We start from the raw sequence: 19,982 nt of genomic DNA on the forward strand, positions 1-19,982 counted from the left end.
ATACGATTCCTCTCCAGACCGCCCCCGGGGCGGGAAGGAGGGAAGGCGTGGCCCTTTTGGTTCAAAAGTACGGCGGCACCTCCGTAGGCGACCTGGAGCGCATCCACAAGGTGGCCCAGCGCATCGCCCATTACCGGGAGAAGGGGCATAGGCTTGCGGTGGTGGTCTCCGCCATGGGGCACACCACCGACGAGCTCATCGCCCTGGCCAAGCGGGTGCACCCCAGGCCCCCTTTTAGGGAGCTAGACCTCCTCACCACCACGGGGGAGCAGGTCTCCGTGGCCCTCCTTTCCATGCAGCTTTGGGCCATGGGCATCCTCGCCCGGGGGTTTGTCCAGCACCAAATCGGCATCAGGACGGACGGGCGCTACGGGGACGCCCGGATTCTGGAGGTGGACCCACGCCGAATCCAGCAGGCCTTGAACGAGGGCTACGTGGCGGTGATCGCCGGCTTCATGGGCACCACCGCGGAAGGGGAGATCACCACCTTGGGCCGGGGGGGCTCGGACACCACCGCCGTGGCCATCGCCGCCGCCTTGGGGGCCAAGGAGTGCGAGATCTATACGGACACCGAAGGGGTCTACACCACCGACCCCCACCTGATCCCCGAGGCCAGGAAGCTAGAGGCCATCGGCTACGACCAGATGCTGGAGATGGCCGCCTTGGGGGCCAGGGTCTTGCACCCTAGGGCGGTCTACTACGCCAAGCGCTACGGGGTGGTCCTCCACGTGCGCAGTAGCTTCTCCTACAACCCCGGTACCTTGGTGAAGGAGGTGGCTATGGAGATGGGCAAATCGGTGACGGGCGCGGCCTTGGACCTGGACCATGCCCAGATCGGCCTCATCGGCATTCCCGATCAGCCGGGCATCGCCGCCAAGGTCTTCCAGGCCTTGGCAGCAAAGGGCATTGCCGTGGACATGATCATCCAGGGGGTCCCCGGCCACGACCCTTCCCGGCAGCAGATGGCCTTCACGGTGAAGAAGGACTTCGCCCAGGAGGCCCTCGAGGCCCTGGAGCCCGTTCTGGCGGAGATCGGGGGGGAGGCCGTCCTCAGGCCCGAGATCGCCAAGGTCTCCATTGTGGGCGTGGGCCTGGCCTCGGCCCCGGAGATCCCCGCCAGGATGTTCCAGGCGGTGGCCTCCGTCGGGGCGAACATTGAGATGATCGCCACCAGCGAGGTGCGCCTCTCCGTCATCATCCCCGCCGCCTACGCCGAGGCCGCCTTGAGGGCCGTGCACCAGGCCTTTGAGCTGGACAGGGCCTGACGGCCTACCCCTGGGTGGCGGAGGCGCGGGCGCGAGGGAAGGGTCTAGGGGCAAGCGTCCAGGGCCATGTGCGTTTGACCCTAGACCCTTGACCTAAATCAGCCCCAGCGCCTTCACCTGGGCCATCTCGTCCAGGAGCTCCTTTGCGGTGATCTCCATGCGCCTCCGGGCGAACTCGCCCACCTCCAGCCCCTCCACGATCCGGTACGCCCCGTCCTTGGCGGTCGTGGGGAAGGAGTAGACGATCCCCTCGGGGAGGCCGTACTCCCCCTGGGAGGGGACGGCCATGGAGACGAAGTCCCCTTCGGGGGTGCCCAGGGCCCAGTCGCGCATGTGCTCAATGGCGGCGTTGGCGGCGCTGGCGGCGGAGGAGGCCCCCCGGGCCTGGATGATGGCCGCCCCTCGCTCCGCTACGGTGGGGATGAAGGTCTTCTCGTACCACTCCATGTCCACAAGGTCCAGGGCGGGTTTCCCATCCACCTCGGCGTGGAAGAGGTCGGGGAACATGGTGGAGGAGTGGTTACCCCAGACGGCGAGGCGGCGGATGCGGCCCACGGGCACCCCGGTCTTCTTGGCGAGCTGGGCCTTGGCCCGGTTGTGGTCCAGGCGGGTCATGGCGGTGAAGTTCCTGGGGTTGAGGCCGGGGGCGTTCTTGTAGGCGATGAGGGCATTGGTGTTGGCGGGATTGCCCACCACCAGGACCTTCACCTCCTTCTTGGCCACCTCCGCCAGGGCCCGGCCCTGCTCGGTGAAGATCTTGCCGTTTAGCTCCAGGAGGTCCCGCCTTTCCATCCCTGCCTTCCTGGGGGCAGCCCCCACCAGGAGGGCGTAGTCGGCGTCCTTGAAGGCCACCTTGGGGTCATCGGAGGCCTCGATGCCGGCGAGAAGGGGGAAGGCGCCGTCCTCCAGCTCCATGATGACCCCTTCCAGGGCTCTCATGGCCTGGGGGATCTCCAGGAGTTGCAGGATCACGGGCTGGTCCTTGCCCAGCATCTCCCCCGCGGCGATGCGGAAGAGGAGGCTGTAGCCGATCTGGCCTGCGGCGCCGGTCACCGCCACGCGAACGGGGCTTTTCATCTTTACCTCCTTCGGGCCTTCGCCCAGGGGGATTTTACCCCTTAAAGCCCCCGGTAGACGCGCCTTTCCGCCTCTATCGCCTGGTCCAGCTCCTGGATCTCCCGGAGGAGGTCCTGGCTGGGGTTTTGCCCCAGGCGCTCCTTCAGCTTGGCCCGGCGCTCCAAGTAGTAGGCCTCCCGCAAGCGGGCCAAGGCCTTCTCCACCACCTCGGGGAGGCGGGGGGCCTCCACCTCGGGGGCCAGCATCAGCCTCTCCAGGAAGATGCCCCCGGCCTCCTTGCGGCTTAGGACCCCGCGCAGGTAATCCTTGCGGGGCTCTTTGCGGGCCAGCTCCAGAAACTCTGCCAGAATGGAACCCTCGGGGGGCCAGGTGTGATCGGCCACGTAGAGGGTCCATTCCAGGAAGCTTTCCTGGGGCAAGGAGAGCAGGAGGGCGATCACGTCTAGCTCCAGGAGAAGGGTGCGGTTCCTTGGCTCCGCCTTAGGAGCTAGGGGCGGTGGGGGTTTGCCCCGCTTGCGGGCCTGGAGGTAGGCGTCTAGCTCCTGGGGAAAAAGCCCCAGGCGCTCGGCCACCAGGGCCTTGAGGCGTTCGGCCACCGGGTCAAAGGGCTCGGGGGATAGCATCCTTGGGGTGAGGGCCTCGAGGACCTTCCTCTTGTGCTCGGGCCGGGCGAGGTCCAGGCCCTTGATGGCCTCCTGGAAGCGGAACTCCACCTCGGGGAGGGCCTCCTCTAGGGCCTTTTGGAAGAGCGCCTTCCCCTCGGGGTGGAGGAGGAGCTCCCCCGGGTCCTTGGCAGGGAGGCGCAGGGCGTAGAAGAGGAACCCCCGGGCCATTTCCAGGTCCAGGCTCTGGAGGGTGGCCCTCTGCCCGGCCTGGTCGGCGTCAAAGGCGAGGTAGACCTCCCGTACCTCCTGGGCCTTGAGGAGCCGGGCCTGCTCCTCGGAAAGGCCCGAGCCAAGGACGGCCACGGTCTCGGCGAAGCCCATCTGGTGCAGGGCGATGGCGTCAAAAAGCCCCTCCACCACGACCGCCCGGCCTTCCCGGAGCCTTTCCTTGGCCTCAGGGAAGGCGAAGAGCACCTCGCGCTTGCGGAAGAGGGAGGTTTCCGGGGAGTTCAGGTACTTGGGGATCTCGTCCCCCAAGGCCCTCCCTGCGAAGGCCAAGATCCGGCCCAGGTGGTCCTTGATGGGGAAGGTGATCCGGCCCCGGAAGCGGTCGTAGTACCGCCCCTCCTTTTCCGCCAGCACCCCCGCCCTAAGCCCCTCCTCTGGGCTTACCCCGTGGCGGGCCAGGTGGGTGAGGAGGCCATCCCCCTTGGGGGGGGCGTAGCCCAGGCCGAAGCGGGCCAGGCTCTCCCCGCTCAGGCCCCGGCCCTTGAGGTAGGCCTGGGCCTCGGGGTGGGCCTTTAGGCCCTCTTGGAAGTAGGCCTGGGCCAGCTTCAGGACCTCGTAGAGCTCCTTCCGCCGCTCCCCCCCGCCCCGCCTGGGGAGCTCCACCCCGGCCTCCTCCGCCAGGCGCTCCAGGGCGGTCTGGAAGTCCAGGCCCTCCATCCTCTCCACGAAGGCGATCAGGTCCCCCCCCGCCTTGCAGCCGAAGCAGTGGAAGAGCCCCTTCTCCTCGTCTACGTAGAAGGAGGGGGTCTTCTCCTGGTGGAAGGGGCAGAGGCCCTTCCAGCGCCCCCGGCCTGCGGGCCTGAGGGCCACGTGGCGGGAGACCACCTCCCTTAGGGAGAGGCGGCGCTTGATGGCCTCTACTACGTGGACTAAGTCCATACCTTTCCCCGGCCGCGCCAGGCCTACGAGCCTACCTTCTAGCATACCGCACCCCCGGAGGGCCCTGCCCCTCACCAGGAGGGCCACCTCCCGGCCGCGGGCGGGAGGCGCTCGGGGGCGAATCCCGGGATTCACCCCAGCCTCTCCCGGGGCTCGAGGGGTTTTCCCCTCACTCCCGGAAGAGCATCAGGGGGGGCCAGAGGAGGACCTCGGCCCGCTCGGGCAAAGGGGTTTCCCCGTGGACCAGGAGGGGGATGGGGCCTTCCAGAAGGTAAAACCCCTCCCCCAGGGGCCTCGCCCTTCCCCCCAGGCGGTAGACGGGGCCTTTCCGTTCCAAGAAGGGGTCTCCCTCCAGGGGCCTCGCCTCCCGCACCAGCCCGTGCAGGAGGGCCCGCACCCGGCCCGTGGGGGCTGGGGGGGCTCCCCGGTCAAAGGCGTAGACCAACTGCCCCGCCACCAGGACCTCCAGGAGGGGGCTCCCCCAGGGCTCGGGGAAGAGGTGGACCTCCAGGGCGTAGGCTTGGAAGCGGGCGAAAAAGGCCTCCGGGCTCTCCTCGAGGACCATCCCCTCGGGACGCATGAGAGGAGTTTAATGCACCACCCGAGGGGGGAGGGAGAGGGCCAGGTTGGCGGCTAGCATCAAGGCCGCCCTCTTGTCCAGGTACTGGTTGCCGTTGCCGCACTTGGGGGAGAGGACGCACCGGGGGCAGCCCTCCTCGCAGGGGCAGGCCTTGAGGAGTTCCAGGGTGGCCCTAAGCCACTCGGGGAAGCGGCGGGCCGCGGCCCGGGCGTACCCCACGCCCCCGGGATAGCCGTCGTAGATGAAGACCGTGGGGCCTCCCTCTGAGGGGAGGGGATGGGGGTAGAAGGGGTAGGACAGGCCCCCGAGGTCCTGCCTTTCCGCCAGGACGAAGAGGGGAAGAAGGCCAATCATGGCGTGCTCCAAGGCGTGGATGCCCCCGGGGATCTGGTGGGGGGGCACCACCTCAGGGGGGTGAAACCAGAGGGCCTCGGTGGGGAAGGCGATCTCGGGCAGGAGGAGCGGGACCTCTTCCAGGACGCTTCCCGTGAAGAAGCGCTTCTTCACGTAGCCCACCACCCGCTCCCGCAGGACCACCCGGCCCACATAGACCCCGTGGCCCACCGCCTCCCCGGAGAGGACCTCCAGGTGGGTCTCCGCCCGGGGCTCGGTGTAGTAGTCCTCCAGGGCCGGAAGAAGCCAGATCTCCCGCCTTTCCAGGTCAATGTTCCGCACCAGGTAGCTCTCCCCCTGGTGCAGGTAGACCGCCCCCGGATGGGCCTCCCAGTAGGCCTGACGCTCGTCCAGGTAGCCCAGGACCTCCCCCTCCGGGCCCCGCAGGGTAAAGGTGGCCCCCAGGCCCCTCAGGGTGATCTCCCGGTGGGGGCGGCGCCTTGGGGTGTGGTACCGCCCGTCCTTCTCCTTGAGCTCCGAGAGGGCCTCGAGGCAGAGGACCTCCTCCCGCCTTAGGGGCATCTCAAAGGCGGCGGCGTGGAGGTGGAGGGGGCAGAGGACGGGGTTCTTGGGGTCGGCGATGGCCTCCTCCGGGGGGGATTTTAGGAGGAGCTCGGGGCGGTGGAGGAAGTACTCGTCCAGGGGGTCCTCCCGGGGGATGAAGACCACCAGGGCCCGCCTCTCCCCCCTTCCCGCCCGCCCCGCCCTTTGCCAGAAGGCGGCCATGGAGCCGGGGTAGCCCACCAGGACCACGGCGTCCAGCTCCCCGATGTCCACCCCGAGCTCCAGGGCGCTGGTGGAGACCAAGACCTGCACCTCCCCCCGCTTTAGGCTCTCCTCCAGCCGCCTCCTGTCCTTGGCGGTGTAGCCCGCCCGGTAGGGGCGCACCCCGGGGTGGGCGGCGTAGCGGGCGATGAGCTCGGCGCCCTTGCGGCTGTTGGCGAAGACCAGGGCCCTTAGCCCCCCCTCAGCCAGGGCCCGGGCCAGGTAGGCGGCCTCGAGGAGGGGGCTCCGCCTTCTTTCCCCTTTCCGGTCCAAGGGCTTGGGCAGGAGGACCAAGAGCTCCCTCTCCGAGCGGGCCACTTCCTCCCTGAGCTCCAGGAAAAGGAGGCCGGTGAGGGCCTCCGCGTGGGCCTTGGGGTTTTTGATGGTGGCGCTGGCGGCGATGACCTGGGGACTCGCCCCGTAGTGGCGGGCCAGGCGCAGGAGGCGGAAGAGGACCAGGGCCACGTGGGTGCCAAAGACCCCCCTATAGGCGTGGAGCTCGTCCAGGACCAGGTAGCGAAGCCGGGAGAGGAAGGGGGCCCACTCCCCGTGCCGGGGCAGGAGGCCATAGTGGAGCATATCGGGGTTGGAGAGGAGGATGAGGCCCTCCTCCCTAGCCCGCCTGCGGGTGGGGCCCGGGGTGTCCCCGTCGTAGGGGAAGACCCCTCCCAGGCCCAGGGCCCGGGCCATGGCCCTTAGGCGCGAGAGTTGGTCGTGGGCCAGGGCCTTGGTGGGGAAGAGGAGGAGGCTCGTGCCCCCTTCCAGGGCCGCCTTCAGCACGGGGACCTGGAAGACCAGGCTCTTCCCGGCGGCGGTGGAGTAGGCCATGACCAGGTTCTTCCCCGCCTCCAATGCCTCAAGGGCCCGCTTCTGGTGGGCGAAGGGGGTGAGGCCCAGGGCCTTTAGGACCCCGGCAAGGGCCCCCCGTAGGGGGCGGGCCTGGGGGGGGCCTTGGGGATGGTCTTGGCGAAGGGGATGCGGCCCCGAAACTCCTCCTGGGACTCCAGCCACGCCTGGTAGCTGGGGAACCCCTTCAGGGCCTCGGGCAGCATCGCATCCTCCCCTTGGCTTGGCCACAAGCTAGATTGGATCTAGACGAGGACGGCGCGTCTTCTTTAGTCCCCGTCCCGGCTTCGGCCAGGACGGGGCGCTCAGAGCATCCCCGCCAAGAACCCCTCTTCCCGGATGACGCGGATGAGGTCCATGACCGTGAGGGCCTGGGGGTCGTAGGCCACCATGACCTGGGCCGGCCCCGCGGCCTGGACCTCTTGCACGCCCTCCAGGGCCTCTAGGGCGTTCAGGATGCGGGCCATCCCCTCCGGGGTAGGCTCTCCCCGGATGCCGATCAGCGCGCGGTTCATGCCTCTATTCTAAGACCCCCCGCCTCTCCCCCCGTGCCCCCCGGCTCCCCAGGACCCTGACGGCGAGGACCAAAGGCCCCACGGCGAAGCCCTCCTCCAGGAGGGCCCTTTCCAGGTCCCTCCTTCCAGGGTCCAGATGGAGGGCCACCTCGTAGACCCCGGCGTCGTAGGCGCTCTTCACCACGGCCCTGAGCAGGCCCCGGAGGGCCTCTTCCGTCCTCCCCTCTATCCGGGTCACCAAGACTGTAGTGGCCTCCCCCTGCCAGACCGCCTGGGCCAGGGCGAAGCCCAAAGGCTCCTCCGCCTCTGCCAGGAAGGAGTGGCCGGTGCGGGCGAAGAAGCGGAGGGTCCCGAGGCCCAAGGGCCTTTCCCCCGCCACCCGGTTGAGGTGCTCCAGGTCCTCCTCTGTGAACGGGCGAAAGCGCATGGATCCATTATCCCTCCCTGCGCCTCAGGAAGAGGAGGGCCTCGAGGAGGAGGACCATCCCCGCCAAAAGGGCCAGGTAGCCCCCCAGGCCCCCTGGGGCCTGGGGCAGGAAGCTTTCGCCCGGGACGGGGAGCAGGGTTTCCTCGGGGGAGAGGAGGCCCTCCCGCACCTCGCGGTGGGGCCTGAGGAAGTTGTAGACGAGGAGGGGGAAGAAGGGCCGGTCCTGGACTGCGGGAAGGGGCGGGAGGTAGAGCCCCCCTTCCGCCATATAGATGAGGCCCACCCCCCCCTCCCCCTCGGCCAGGGGGCGCCAGGGGCCGAGGGGTTCAGGGGGCGGGGGGAGGCTCTCCCCCAGGAGGGCCACCCCCTCGAGGAGGGGGTGGGGGGTGGTGAGGAGGACGGGGGTGGGGCTTCCCCCAGAAGGGGCCAGGTAAAGGGTAGGCCCATCGGGAAGCCCTTCTGGGACACCGATGAGGACCCGGACCTCCCCCCCGGGGACGGCCCCTAGGAGGAGGAAGAGGCGCTCCAGAGCGGGGAGCCTGGGGTAGTCCACCGGGAGGCGCCTCAGGCCGAAGGCGGCCTCGTCGTCCAAGGGGAGGGCGTCCTCCCCCAGGAGCCGGGCGGCGAAGGAAGTGGGGAGGTCCGCGAGGGGGGCGAAGCCCCTGGGGGGGACGAGGACCTCATGGACCCTTCCCCCCACCTCCACCCGGGCCACCAGGGGGCGGTTTGCGCTGTTCCCCAGGGCTAAGAACCCCGGGGCCACGGCCACGATGCCCAGGTTCTCCCTAGGGCTTCCCACGCCCAGGTACCCCTCGGCCCCAGGGGGTGGGGGCCGGTCCGTGGCCACCACCACCGGGGCCTTGAGGAGCCTCCTCCCCAGGGCCATGGCCTCCTCTAGGTCCGCCCTCCGGTCCCCAGCCTCCAGGGCCAGGAGCTGCCCCCTCAGGGCCACCCCCGGGGCGGGACCGAAGGCCTCCGGCCGCTCCCCCGCCCGCACCAAGACGGCCTCCGGGGCCCTCTCCAGAAGGGGGAGGAGCCGCTCCTTGGCCAGGTCCAGGCGGGTCCTTCCCCCTTCCCGGACGGCCATGCTGGCGGAGGCGTCCACCACGAAGACCATAGGGGAGGAGCCCAGGGGGGGATCCTCGAGGGCCACCACCACCAGGCCCGCCCCCAGGAGGAGGAGAAGGAGCCTCGGGTCCAGCCTAGGCCGAAAGCGCCTTGCCCTGCCCCGCTTCCAAAGCCACACCCCAGCCCAGGGCCTGGGCTTGGGGGCCCGCCTCCGGTAGAGGAGGTAGACCAAGAGGAGTACAGGGAGGAGAAGCCAGAGCAACCCCCTTAAGCTTAGCCCCAGGACGGCCCCTTTGCTAGAGTGCGAAAGGGGATGTGGGTCCTCGGCATAGACACCTCCTGCGACGACACCGGGGTGGGCCTGGTAAGGGAGGGCCAGGTGGTGGTGAACCTGGTCCTGAGCCAGGCCCTCCACCAGGGCTTTGGCGGCGTGGTGCCGGAGCTCGCCAGCCGGGAGCACCTCAAGGCCCTCCCCCGCCTCACCCAGGAGGCCCTCGCCCAGGCGGGGGTCGCCCCCAAGGACCTGGCCCTCATCGCCGCCACCCGGGGGCCCGGCCTGATCGGGGCCCTCCTCGTGGGTTACACCTTCGCCAAGGGCCTGGCCTGGGCCCTGGAGAGGCCCTTCTACGCCATCCACCACCTAGAAGGCCACATCGCCGCCGCCTGGCCCGAGGGCCTAGAGCCCCCCTTCCTGGTCCTGGTGGCCTCGGGGGGGCACACCCACCTCTACGAGGTCCTGGGCCTTGGGCAGTACCGCCTCCTCGGGGCCACCCGGGACGACGCCGCCGGGGAGGCCTTTGACAAGGTGGCGAGGCTTCTAGGCCTGGGCTTCCCCGGGGGGCCGGAGCTGGAGCGCCTGGCAGGGGAGGCGGAGGAGGGCGTCCCCTTCCCCGTGCCCCTAAGGGACCAGGAGGGGTACGACTTCAGCTTCTCCGGCCTCAAGACGCGGGCCTTACACTTGGTGGAGAAGGGCCTCCCCAAGGCCGCCCTCGCCAAGGGCTTCCAGGAGGCGGCCATCGCCCACCTCGCCGAGGTGGTCTTGAGGGCGGCTAAGGCTGCGGGGCACGGAGCCCTCCTCGTGGCCGGGGGGGTGGCGGCGAACCGGGCGCTTCAGGAGCGCTTTAAAGAGGCGGGTCTGAAGGTCCACTTTCCCCCCAAAGGCCTTTCCCAGGACAACGGGGCCATGATCGCCCTGGCCGCCTGGCGGCGCCATAGGGCGGGCCTTCCCCCAAGCCCCCTCGCCTTGGGGGCCACCCCTTACTGGCCCCTCGAGGCCACCTGAAGGCTTTCTCATCCAAATAGGGGTACAATCGGGTTTAGGATGCTCGGCCTCATACGGAAGCTCTTTGACAACAATGAGCGGGAGATCGCCCGCTACCACAAGCAGGTGGTGGAGCCCGTAAACCACCTCGAGGCGGAGGTGGAAAAGATAGGGGACCTCGCCGCCGCCTACCGCGAGCTCAAGGAGAAGCACGAGCGGGGGGCGAGCTTGGAGGAGCTTCTCCCCATGGCCTTCGCCCTCACCCGGGAGTCCGCCAAGCGCTACCTGGGCATGCGCCACTTCGACGTCCAGCTCATCGGCGGAGCCGTCCTCCATGAGGGCAAGATCGCCGAGATGAAGACCGGGGAGGGGAAGACCCTGGTGGCCACCTTGGCCGTGGCCCTGAACGCCCTCAGGGGCAAGGGCGTGCACGTGGTCACGGTGAACGACTACCTGGCCCGGCGGGACGCCGAGTGGATGGGGCCCGTCTACCGGGGCCTGGGCCTAAGCGTGGGGGTGATCCAGCATAGCTCCACCCCGGAGGAGCGCCGCAAGGCCTACCTGGCGGACGTCACCTACGTGACCAACTCCGAGCTGGGCTTTGACTACCTCCGGGACAACATGGCGATAAGCCCCGACCAACTGGTCCTCCGCCACGACACCCCCCTCCACTACGCCATCATCGACGAGGTGGACTCCATCCTCATCGACGAGGCCCGCACCCCCCTCATCATCTCCGGCCCCGCGGAGAAGGCCACCGACCTGTACTACAAGATGGCGGAGATCGCCAAGAAGCTGGAGAGGGGCCTGCCCGCCGAGCCCGGGGTGCGCAAGGAGCCCACGGGGGACTACACCATTGAGGAGAAAAACCGCTCGGTCCACCTCACCCTCCAGGGGATCGCCAAGGCGGAAAGGCTCCTTGGGGTGGAGGGGCTCTTCAGCCCGGAGAACATGGAGCTCGCCCACATGCTCATCCAGGCCATCCGGGCCAAGGAGCTCTACCACAAAGATCGCGACTACATCCTCCAGGATGGCCAGGTCATTATCGTGGACGAGTTCACGGGCCGCCTCATGCCCGGAAGGCGCTACGGGGAAGGCCTCCACCAGGCCATCGAGGCCAAGGAGGGGGTCAAGATTGAGCGGGAGAACCAGACCCTGGCCACCATCACCTACCAAAACTTCTTCCGCCTCTACGAGAAGCGGGCGGGGATGACCGGCACCGCCAAGACCGAGGAGAAGGAGTTCCAGGAGATCTACGGCATGGACGTGGTGGTGGTGCCCACCAACCGCCCCATGATCCGCACCGACCACCCCGACGTGGTCTACCGAACGGAAAAGGGGAAGTTCTTCGCCGCGGTGGAGGAGATCGCCGAGAAGTACGAGCGGGGCCAACCCGTCCTGGTGGGCACCATCAGCATTGAGAAGTCGGAAAGGCTTTCCCAGATGCTCAAGGAGCCCAGGCTCTACTTCCCCCGGCTGGAGATGCGCATAGAGCTCTTCAAAAAGGCTAGCGCCAAGCAGGGGGGAGAGGCTTGGGAGCGCCTGAGGAAGCTTTTGGAGAGGCCCACGGCCCTCAAGGACGAGGACCTCGCCCCCTTTGAGGACCTCATTCCGCCCAAGGGGAACCTGCGCACGGCCTGGGAGGGCCTAAAGAGGGCGGTGCACACCCTGGAGGTTCTCCGCAAGGGCATTCCCCACCAGGTGTTGAACGCCAAGCACCACGCCAAGGAGGCGGAGATCGTGGCCCAGGCGGGCCGCTCCAAGACCGTCACCATCGCCACCAACATGGCGGGCCGGGGCACGGACATCAAACTGGGGGGCAATCCCGAGTACCTGGCCGCCGCCCTCCTGGAAAAGGAGGGGTTTGACCGGTACGAGTGGAAGGTAGAGCTCTTCATCAAGAAGATGGTCTCCGGCCAGGAGGAGGAGGCCCGGGCCCTGGCCCAGGAGCTCGGGGTGAAGGAGGACCTCCTGGAGAGGATCCGCCAGATCCGCGAGGAGTGCAGGGCCGATGAGGAGCGGGTGCGAAGCCTGGGGGGCCTCTTCATCCTAGGCACCGAGCGCCACGAGTCCCGGCGCATCGACAACCAACTCAGGGGCCGTGCGGGCCGCCAAGGGGACCCTGGGGGGAGCCGCTTTTACGTTTCCTTTGACGACGACCTCATGCGCCTCTTCGCCTCGGATCGGGTCATCGCCATGCTAGACCGCATGGGCTTTGACGATTCGGAGCCCATCGAGCACCGCATGGTGACCCGTTCCATCGAACGGGCGCAGAAGCGGGTGGAAGACCGCAACTTCGGCATCCGCAAGCAGCTTCTCCAGTTTGACGATGTGATGGCCCGTCAGCGGGAGGTCATCTACGCCCAGCGCCGCCTCATCCTCCTGGGCAAGGGCGAGGAGGTGCGGGAGGCCGCCCTTGGCATGGTGGAGGAGACGGCGGCCTCGCTGGCGGAGAACTTCTTGAACCCTGAGGTCCATCCCGAGGACTGGGACCTCGAGGCCCTGAGGACCGCCCTTCTGGACGTGGCCCCCCAGCTGGCCGACTTCCCTTGGGAGGAGCTGCGGGGGCTCAAACCCGAGGAAGGGGTGGAGCGCCTGGTGGGGGCCGCCCTCAAGGCCTATGAGGCTCGGGAAGGGGAGCTCACCCCCCCGCTCATGCGGGCGGTGGAGCGCTTCGTGATCCTGAACGTGGTGGACTCCGCCTGGAAGGAGCACCTCCACAACCTGGACGTGCTGAGGCAAGGGATCTTCCTCCGGGGCTATGGCCAGAGGGACCCCTTCCAGGAGTACAAGATCGAGGCCACCCGCCTCTTCAACGACATGGTGGGTTTCATCAAGGCCGAGGTGACCAAGTTCCTCTTCCGCCTCAAGGTGGAGGCCGAGCCCGTCCGTCCCGTGCGGGAGGCCCCGTACGTGCCCGTCCCCGAACCCAAGGGGGAGACGGGCACCTTCGGGATGGCCCGCAAGCGCCCTGCTACTCCCCCGCCCCAACCGGGGCTTTCCCGAGCGGAGCGCCGCCGCCTCATGCGGGAGGAGAGGCGGCGCAAGAAGGGGTAGGGCGCCACCCCCTTCCTCAGGGGCCCCATCCAGGCAAGGCCAGGGCGAGGTGCTTTCAGGCCTCCACCTGGAGGCTTTCGGGGTCCAGGTTGGTGTAGACGTTCTGCACGTCGTCTAGGTCCTCGAGGGCCTCCAAGAGCCGCATCACCTTGGCCGCCTCCTCAGGGGGGAGGACCACCGGGGTCTGGGGGCGCTGGGTGACCTCGGCGTCCTCCACCCGGATGCCCCGCTCCCTCAGCGCCTCGGCGATGCGGAAGACCTCTGCGGGCTCGGTGTAGACCGTGAGGCTTTCCCCCTCTTCCTCCAGGTCCAGGGCCCCCAGCTCGATGGCGGCTTCCTGGGCCGCCTCGCTGTTCTCGCACACGATCACCCCTTTGCGCTCGAACTGCCAGGACACGCTTCCCGAGGTGCCCAAGGTGCCCCCATGCTTGCCGAAGACGTGGCGCACCTCGCCGGCGGTGCGGTTGCGGTTGTCGGTGAGGGCGTAGACCAAGACGGCCACCCCTCCCGGGACGTACCCCTCGTAGACGATCTCCTCGTACTGCTCGGCGCCCTCTCCGCCTCCTTGAAGCTTGGCCAGGAGGCGCTCAATGTTCTCCATGGGCACGTCGTCGGCCCGGGCGGCCTCAATGGCGTTCCTAAGTTGGACGTTGGCCTCGGGGTAGGGGCTTCCCCCCGCCCTGGCGGCCGCCTGGATGGCGCGAAGGTGCTTGGAGATAATCTTGCCACGCCTTAGGTCGTTGGCGGCTTTCTTGCGCTTGATCTGGGCCCACTTGCTATGACCGGCCATGGCTCACCTCACCCATTATAGCTAGCTCCTCCAGGACCCGCTCCGCCAGGCGTTCCCCTGCCTCGCGGAAGGGGTGGAAGAGGAGGGTTACCCCGGCCGCCAGCAGGGCGGGGTCCTCCTCCAGGTGGAAACTGGTGGCGGCCAGCACCCCCCCGAAGCCCCGCTCCTTGAGCCAACGGGCCGAAAGGAGCTTGGCCTCCAGGTCCGGCAGGGCCAGAACCACCGCCTTAAGGCCCGAAAGGTCCAGCCTTTCCCAAAGCTCGGGGTCCTCTGCGTCCCCGTAGAAGACCCTTCGCCCCTTGGCCCGGTGGCGCTCCACCTTCTCTGGCTCGGCGTCCAGGCCCACGGGGGTCACCCCCTGCTCCTCCAGCACCCGGTAGACCGCCCCCCCGGTGCGGCCCATGCCCACGATGAGGACCGAGGCTCCGTCCAGGCGCCGGGGCTCCTGGTCCGGGTGGGGCCCCTGGCGCTCCAGGCGCAGGAGGAGGGGCTCGAGGCGGCGGTAGAGGGTGTGGGCATACCGGGAAAGGGGAGCGGAGAGCCCCATGGAAAGGGCTACGAGGAGGGCTAGGGTGGTGAGGCCCGAGGGGAGGAGCCCCGCCCGTTCCAGGGCCACGCCGACGATGAGGGCGAACTCCGAGTGGTTGCCCAGGTACACCCCGGCCACAAAGCCCGTGCGGGCCCTGAGGCCCATGAGGAGGAAGAGGAGGAGGAAGAGGGGGGCTTTGAGGAGGGAGAGGAGGAGAAGCCCCAAGAGGAGCCCCACCTCTACCCCGAGGAGGCCCTGCTTCATGCTGATCTCCAGGAAGAAGGCCACCAGAAAGGCTTCCTTTAAGCTCCAAAGAGCCTTGGCCATCTCCGCTCCCCTGGCCTGGCCAGAGAGGAGGATCCCCATGAGGAGGGCCCCCAGCTCTGGGGAGAGCCCCACTTGCCGGAAGCCCTCCCCCCCCAGCAGGGCCAGGCCCAGGCCGTAGAGGACGAGTAGCTCCTTGTGGCCGCTCTTTTCCAGGAGCCAGGCCACGGGGGGGCGGAGGAGGACGAGGAGCGCCCATGGGCTTACCTCCTGGGTGCCGTAGAAGGTGAGGAGGCCCACGGCCACCAGGTCCTGGAGGATGAGGATGCCGATGGCAAGCCTCCCGTGGTAGGTGGTGAGCTCCTTTTTGTCCTCCAAGAGCTTGGCTACTAGGACCGTGCTGGAGAAGGCCAGGGCCACGGCCAAGGGGAGGTTGCCCACCAGGAGCAGGGCCAAGAGGGCGAAGAGGAGGAGGTGAGTCCCCCCCACGAGGAGGACCCGGGCCTCGAGGAGATCCTTCAGCCTAAGCTTCAAGCCCACGCTGAAAAGGAGGAGGAGCACCCCGATCTCCGCCGCGTGGCGCAGGAACTCGGTCTCCCGGAAGCCCAAGGCGTGCAGGGCAAAGCCCGCCCCCAGGTACCCCACCACGGGGGGAGGCCCAGGCGGTTGGCGAGGAGGCCAAAGGCGAAGGCAGCGGCCACCCAAAGGGCTTCCACGCCCCAAGGGTAGCAAAGGGGCGGCTTGGAGGTTACCCCACCCCTAGGCCGGGGAGGCTATTCCTTCTCTCCTAGAGCCCGGTCCAGAAGGGCCCTCCACTCCTCGTAGGGCATAAAGCCCATGCGCTTTTCCCCAGCGATGAAGAAGGTAGGGGTCCCCGTGAGGCCCAGGTCGGTGGCCAGCTTCTGGTCAGCCAGGACGCCCTGCCGCATGCGCCCCGAGGCCAGGCAGTCCTGGAAGGCCGCCGTGTCCAAGCCCAGCTGTCCCGCTAGGTCGGTCAAGTAGCGGTCCAAGGGGGTGTCCCCAAGCCCCCCCCAGGCTCCTGCCGCACGGAAGAGAACCCCGTGGTACTCGTAGTAGCGCCCCTGCTCGTGGGCGCAGGCCGCCGCCTCGCCCGCCCGGATCACATGGGCTTGGCCCGGGAAGGGGAAGTCCCGGAAGACGTAGCGCACCCTGCCGGTGTCTATGTACTCGGCCTTGAGCCGGGGCAGGACGTTTAGGGCGTGGTTCTGGCAATGGCCGCAGAGGTAGTTGGAAAAATCCACCACCACAAGGGGGGCATCCTCCCTACCCAGGGCGAAGCGGGCCCCTTGAGCGGGGTCCAGGCCCCTTTGGCCCCTGGGGCCGAAGAGGATCCAGCCCAACCCCAGAAGGGCTAGCACCAGCACTATGGCCACGACAGCCCGCGGCATGGGCTTACTTTACCACAGCCCTTGGCCCCGATGGGGACCTGCTGGAACCCTCCCTCAGGGGCGACCCAGGTAGAAGGGATTCTGGTCCGTGGAGACCAGGGTCTCGGCCTCCAGGGCCTCCTGGAGGTCCTTGGGGAGGACGAACATGGCCTCAAGGTAGTGGGAGGAGAGGTGGCGCAGGGCGAGGCCCCGCTCCCGGATCCGGGCCTCTATAACCCCCTCGGAGAAGGCCGCGGGGTCAAAGGCGTCCGAGGCTAGGAGGAAGCCGAAGTTGAGGAAGAAGCTGGGGATGTGGTTATGGTAGCTCCTCACGTAGCGGAAGGCCTCCCGCACCGTGCGGTGGACCACGGGGTGGACCCGGTAGTGGTTGAGCAGGATCATCCCCGCCTGCATGCCCATGACCCCTCCGGGGTTCAGGCGGCTCTTGACCAGGCGGTAGAACTCCACGGTGTAGAGGAGCTTTGCGGGGTTGTCCTCTCCCACGGGGTCGGTGAGGTCAATGAGGATGACGTCGTAGGTCTCCGATTGGCGCTCCAGGTAGGCCCGGGCGTCCTCTATGACCAAGACCGCACGGGGGTCCTCAAAGGCCCCCTGGTGCCACTCGGGCATGTGGGCCTTGGCTACCTCCACCAGCTCCCTGTCTATGTCCACCATGACCGCCCGTTCCACGGTGGGGTGCTTGAGCACCTCCCTCAGCGTGGCCCCTTCCCCACCTCCCACGATGAGGACGCCCTTGGGCTCGGGGTGGGCCAGCATGGCGGGATGGACCAGGGTCTCGTGGTAGATGTACTCATCCTTTTCTGTGCTCTGGACGTCCTTGTCCAGGACCAGGACCTTGCCGAAGATCTTGGTTTCAAAGAGGAAGTAGTCCTGGTACTGCGTGCGCCCAGAGGCGATGACCCGCTCCAAGCGGCGCAGCAAGGTCTCGTAGGGGGTGATGTGCTCCAAGAAGTGCATGCCGTAGTCCATACCTAACCCTCCTCAGCGCCGAAAGCGCGGCGCCTTATGGCGTGCTCCGTGCTCCGCCAGTAGCGAAAGGCGGACTCCTCCTTGGCCCCGAAGGCCCGGGAGAGGCCCCTCAAGACCTCCTCGGGGTTCGCCCCCTCCCGGTAGAAGTAGAGGTCCAAGGTGGCCGAGGCCCCATCCTCAGGCCAGGTGTGGATCATCACCGCGGCCACCGGGCTCACCACCGCAGCGGAGAGGCCCTGGGGATGGAACTTGTAGACCACGGACTGGGCTGAGCCCTTGGGAGCCCCCAGGCGCATCACTGCGTCTAGGAGGGCTGCCTCCACCATCCTGGGGTTTTCCAGAACGTCCAGGTCGCACCCGTAGATCTCCGCCACCCAGCGCCCGCCCGGCACCGTTTCCACAAGGGCCCATGTTAACACACTAGCCAAAGAAGTCCTTGAGCTGCTCCTTGGTGATGAGGACCTCCCTTGGCTTGGACCCCCGGGCCGGGCCCACGATGCCCATGGCCTCGAGGGCGTCCATGAGCTTCCCGGCCCGGGCGTGGCCGATGGAGAGCCTGCGCTGCAGGCGGCTCACCGAACCGTAGCCTTCCTCCACCACGATCTCCGCTGCCTTCTTGAGGAGGGGATCGGAGAAGTCCACCTCCCCTGGACCCGTCACCTCGGCCTTGGGGGGCTCAAAGTCCCCGGCGTAGGCCTCGGCGAAGCCGTCTTCGTAACTCTGGGCCCGGAGGAAGCTGGCCAGGCGCTGCACCTCCTCCTCGGAGATGTAGGGCACCTGGAGGCGCACGGGCTTGGGCAGGCCCGGCTGGTGGAAGAGGGCATCCCCCTGGCCGATGAGCTTTTCCGCCCCCTGGGCATCCAGGATGGTGCGGGAGTCAAAGCCGCTGGAGACGGCAAAGGCCAGGCGGGCGGGGATGTTCACTTTGATGAGGGAGGTGAGGATGTCCACGCTGGGGCGCTGGGTGGCGAGGACGAGGTGCATCCCCGTGGCCCGGGCCATCTGGGCCAGGCGCAGGATGGCGCCCTCCACCTCCTTGGGGGCGGTCATCATCAGGTCGGCGAGCTCGTCCACCACGATGACCAGGTGGGGAAGGGCTTCTTCGGGGCCCACCTTGACGTTGTACTGCTCCAGGTTCCGGGCCCCCACCCCGCTCATCATCCGGTAGCGCCTTTCCATGTGGGCCACCGCCCCCTGGAGGACCCCGGCTGCCTCCTCGGGGCCCGTGACCACCGGGCGCACCAGGTGGGGGATGCCCTCGTAGGGGGTGAGCTCCACCATCTTGGGGTCGATGAGGAGGAGGCGCAAGGAGGTGGGGAGGTGCTTGAAGAGGAGGCTTGCGATCAGGGTGTGGATGGCCACGCTCTTGCCGCTTCCCGTGGACCCGGCGATGAGGAGGTGGGGCATCCGGGCGAGGTCCCGCACCCAGATCTCCCCCTCGATGCTCTTGCCCAGGATGAGGGGGAGGAGGGCCTTGGCGTTTTGGAAGGCGGGGGAGAGGACCCCTTCGGAGAGGCGGACCAGCTCCCTCTTGGGGTTTGGCACCTCGAGGCCCACGGTGTTCTTCCCCGGGATGGGGGCCTCGATGCGCACCGCCCCCACGGCCAGGGCGCGGGCCAGGTCGTTTTGCAGGCTCTGGATCCGGCTGATCTTCTCCCCTGGGGCGGGGAGGAGCTCGTAGCGGGTCACCGAAGGCCCCCGGGCGTGCCCCACCACCTCCGCCTGGACCCCGAAGTGCCGTAGGGTCTCCCCGATGGCCCGCTTGAGCCGCTCCGCCTCCTCCTCCAGGGTGCGTTGGGTTCCCTTGGGCTCGGGGGGGTCCAGGAGGTCCGGGGCGGGCAGGGCGAGGGTGGCCACGGCCGCCCGCGCGTCCACCTGCCGCTTGGGTTTGGGCTCCTGGATGGGCTCGGGAAAGACCAGGTCCAGGTCAAGGGGCTTTGGGGCCGGGGGATCAGGGGCAAGGGGTCTGGGGGGCTCGCCCCCCGTGAGGAGGGCCCGGAGGGCCTCCTTCCCCTCTTCGGGGGAGGCCTCCAGGTAGGGGAGCCAGCGGGAGAGCTCCTGATGGCGGGCCTCGAGGTCCTCTAGGAGCCCGGATAGCTCCTCCCAGCGGGCCCGCCTCTCCTCTAGGAGGCGGCGGCCCCTGAGGAGCCCCCTGGGGCTTGGGGCCACCTTGGGGAGGGCGTGGAGGCTCTTCAGGCGGGCCATGAGGGCCTGGGCCTCCAGGCGGAGGGCAGCCCGCCTCTCCTCCAGGGCATCCCTCAGGGGGCCTTCCCCGGGGATGGGGTTCCCCAGCCCCTGGAGGAGGGCCAGCAGCCTAGGCTCCAGGGGCCTTTGCGTTTCCGAAAGGCGCTTTTCCAGCTCCCGGGCCCGCTCTTCCAGAAAGGCCCTTAGGGCCTTCGCCACTTCGGGGAGCTCCCCTGGGGAGAGGCTCCTGCCCAGGGTCTTTAGGGTGGTGTGCTCGGGGTAAAGGCGGGCGAGGCGGGCGATCTGGGCCCTGAGGAGGAGGGTCTTGATCCCGTGGCGCGCCCGCCGCACCCCCTCCACCCCCAGGCCCAGGAGGCTCAGGAGCAGGTGGAAGGGGGGCCTTCCCCGCCAGAGGTCCAGGACCAAGGAGGCCAAAAGGACGGGAAGGAGGAGGCCCAGGACCCCGGCCTGGACCTCGAGGGCCTGCCTCAGCCCTAAGCCCAGCCGGCCAAAAGGGGGGAGGAGGGGGGTAAGGGCCAGGGCTAGGAGGTGGGCGTAGAGGAGGTGGCGGAGGAGGGGCTTGAGGGGGTGGTGGCGGTAGAGGGCGTAGGCCAGGAGGAGGAGGGCCAAGGGCACCAGGTAGGCGGGAGGCCCCAGGAGGCGGTAGAAGCTCTCCTGTACGAACTCCCCCAGGAGGGCGGTGGGGAGGAAGAGGGGGGCGAGGAGGAAGAAACCCAAGGCGCCCACCAGCGCGGCCAGGGCCTCGAGGTCCCGGTTGGGCTTGGCGGGCTTCCTCTTGGCCATCGGGGGC

General features: G+C 68.5%; 14 protein-coding genes and 2 pseudogenes. 3 read left to right on the forward strand and 13 right to left on the reverse strand.

The genetic code is table 11. The features are described 5' to 3' along the window. Positions 1-47: 47 nt before the first annotated feature. The gene (locus tag ATI37_RS10435; RefSeq protein WP_117238289.1) at positions 48-1,265 is read left to right on the forward strand and encodes an aspartate kinase; all 1,218 of its coding nucleotides are present in this window, start codon (positions 48-50) and stop codon (positions 1,263-1,265) included. A gap of 93 nt (positions 1,266-1,358) precedes the next feature. Here ATI37_RS10435 and ATI37_RS10440 read toward each other — a convergent pair whose 3' ends face one another. From ATI37_RS10440 to ATI37_RS10470, 7 genes and pseudogenes are all read right to left on the reverse strand, one after another. Beyond that, positions 1,359-2,342: a malate dehydrogenase gene (locus tag ATI37_RS10440; RefSeq protein WP_117238290.1), complete on the reverse strand. Its 984-nt coding sequence runs from the start codon at positions 2,340-2,342 to the stop codon at positions 1,359-1,361. Between the two features lie 41 nt (positions 2,343-2,383). Continuing rightward, positions 2,384-4,114: a DNA primase gene (dnaG, locus tag ATI37_RS10445; RefSeq protein WP_117238291.1), complete on the reverse strand. Its 1,731-nt coding sequence runs from the start codon at positions 4,112-4,114 to the stop codon at positions 2,384-2,386. Positions 4,115-4,283: 169 nt separating this feature from the next. After that, entirely contained in the window at positions 4,284-4,694 is a 411-nt protein-coding gene (locus ATI37_RS10450; RefSeq protein ID WP_117238292.1) for a hypothetical protein, read from the reverse strand. A 9-nt stretch (positions 4,695-4,703) separates the two neighbouring features. Then, positions 4,704-6,904 (reverse strand): annotated as a pseudogene (locus tag ATI37_RS10455) (DEAD/DEAH box helicase). A 99-nt stretch (positions 6,905-7,003) separates the two neighbouring features. Continuing rightward, the gene (locus ATI37_RS10460) at positions 7,004-7,213 is read right to left on the reverse strand and encodes a heavy-metal-associated domain-containing protein (protein WP_117238293.1); all 210 of its coding nucleotides are present in this window, start codon (positions 7,211-7,213) and stop codon (positions 7,004-7,006) included. 4 nt (positions 7,214-7,217) lie between these two features. Next, positions 7,218-7,640, reverse strand: a complete 423-nt coding sequence (locus tag ATI37_RS10465) for a DUF1999 family protein (RefSeq protein ID WP_117238294.1) — start codon at positions 7,638-7,640, stop codon at positions 7,218-7,220. Positions 7,641-7,647: 7 nt separating this feature from the next. Next, positions 7,648-8,970, reverse strand: a complete 1,323-nt coding sequence (locus ATI37_RS10470; protein ID WP_117238295.1) for a vWA domain-containing protein — start codon at positions 8,968-8,970, stop codon at positions 7,648-7,650. A 51-nt stretch (positions 8,971-9,021) separates the two neighbouring features. Here ATI37_RS10470 and tsaD point away from each other — a divergent pair, with 51 nt between their 5' ends. After that, complete coding sequence (gene tsaD, locus ATI37_RS10475) at positions 9,022-9,990, forward strand: tRNA (adenosine(37)-N6)-threonylcarbamoyltransferase complex transferase subunit TsaD (protein ID WP_117238296.1); 969 nt, start codon at positions 9,022-9,024, stop codon at positions 9,988-9,990. A gap of 39 nt (positions 9,991-10,029) precedes the next feature. Continuing rightward, complete coding sequence (secA, locus tag ATI37_RS10480) at positions 10,030-13,026, forward strand: preprotein translocase subunit SecA (protein WP_117238297.1); 2,997 nt, start codon at positions 10,030-10,032, stop codon at positions 13,024-13,026. A gap of 55 nt (positions 13,027-13,081) precedes the next feature. On the opposite strand, the gene ATI37_RS10485 is transcribed toward secA, so the two are convergent. From ATI37_RS10485 to ATI37_RS10510, 6 genes and pseudogenes are all read right to left on the reverse strand, one after another. After that, positions 13,082-13,816 (reverse strand): YebC/PmpR family DNA-binding transcriptional regulator, encoded by a 735-nt coding sequence (locus tag ATI37_RS10485; RefSeq protein ID WP_117238298.1) that lies wholly within the window; start codon positions 13,814-13,816, stop codon positions 13,082-13,084. Next, a pseudogene (locus tag ATI37_RS10490) lies at positions 13,803-15,325 on the reverse strand (cation:proton antiporter domain-containing protein). Before ATI37_RS10490 ends, ATI37_RS10485 begins: the two are co-directional and overlap by 14 nt. A 57-nt stretch (positions 15,326-15,382) precedes the next feature. Further along, complete coding sequence (locus ATI37_RS10495; RefSeq protein ID WP_117238299.1) at positions 15,383-16,018, reverse strand: DsbA family protein; 636 nt, start codon at positions 16,016-16,018, stop codon at positions 15,383-15,385. A 54-nt stretch (positions 16,019-16,072) separates the two neighbouring features. After that, positions 16,073-16,987 carry a polyamine aminopropyltransferase gene (gene speE, locus ATI37_RS10500; RefSeq protein WP_117238300.1) on the reverse strand — a complete coding sequence of 305 codons (915 nt, stop codon included), beginning with the start codon at positions 16,985-16,987 and terminating at the stop codon, positions 16,073-16,075. A gap of 2 nt (positions 16,988-16,989) precedes the next feature. Beyond that, a complete protein-coding gene (gene speD / locus ATI37_RS10505; RefSeq protein WP_117238603.1) occupies positions 16,990-17,388 on the reverse strand; it encodes an S-adenosylmethionine decarboxylase in 399 nt (132 codons plus the stop codon). Between the two features lie 19 nt (positions 17,389-17,407). Beyond that, positions 17,408-19,975: a DNA translocase FtsK gene (locus ATI37_RS10510; protein ID WP_198665549.1), complete on the reverse strand. Its 2,568-nt coding sequence runs from the start codon at positions 19,973-19,975 to the stop codon at positions 17,408-17,410. Between the last annotated feature and the right edge of the window lie 7 nt (positions 19,976-19,982).

This window comes from Thermus sediminis, from assembly GCF_003426945.1.
GTDB classification, from domain to species: domain Bacteria; phylum Deinococcota; class Deinococci; order Deinococcales; family Thermaceae; genus Thermus; species Thermus sediminis.

What these genes read in the sequence shown, in the direction of transcription:
- ATI37_RS10440 (WP_117238290.1), bottom strand. Translation starts at nt 2,342, where the DNA reads ATGAAAAGCCCCGTTCGCGTGGCGGTGACCGGCGCCGCAGGCCAGATC.
- dnaG (WP_117238291.1), bottom strand. Translation starts at nt 4,114, where the DNA reads ATGGACTTAGTCCACGTAGTAGAGGCCATCAAGCGCCGCCTCTCCCTA.
- ATI37_RS10450 (WP_117238292.1), bottom strand. Translation starts at nt 4,694, where the DNA reads ATGCGTCCCGAGGGGATGGTCCTCGAGGAGAGCCCGGAGGCCTTTTTC.
- ATI37_RS10460 (WP_117238293.1), bottom strand. Translation starts at nt 7,213, where the DNA reads ATGAACCGCGCGCTGATCGGCATCCGGGGAGAGCCTACCCCGGAGGGG.
- ATI37_RS10465 (WP_117238294.1), bottom strand. Translation starts at nt 7,640, where the DNA reads ATGCGCTTTCGCCCGTTCACAGAGGAGGACCTGGAGCACCTCAACCGG.
- tsaD (WP_117238296.1), top strand. Translation starts at nt 9,022, where the DNA reads ATGTGGGTCCTCGGCATAGACACCTCCTGCGACGACACCGGGGTGGGC.
- secA (WP_117238297.1), top strand. Translation starts at nt 10,030, where the DNA reads ATGCTCGGCCTCATACGGAAGCTCTTTGACAACAATGAGCGGGAGATC.
- ATI37_RS10485 (WP_117238298.1), bottom strand. Translation starts at nt 13,816, where the DNA reads ATGGCCGGTCATAGCAAGTGGGCCCAGATCAAGCGCAAGAAAGCCGCC.
- ATI37_RS10495 (WP_117238299.1), bottom strand. Translation starts at nt 16,018, where the DNA reads ATGCCGCGGGCTGTCGTGGCCATAGTGCTGGTGCTAGCCCTTCTGGGG.
- speE (WP_117238300.1), bottom strand. Translation starts at nt 16,987, where the DNA reads ATGGACTACGGCATGCACTTCTTGGAGCACATCACCCCCTACGAGACC.
- ATI37_RS10510 (WP_198665549.1), bottom strand. Translation starts at nt 19,975, where the DNA reads ATGGCCAAGAGGAAGCCCGCCAAGCCCAACCGGGACCTCGAGGCCCTG.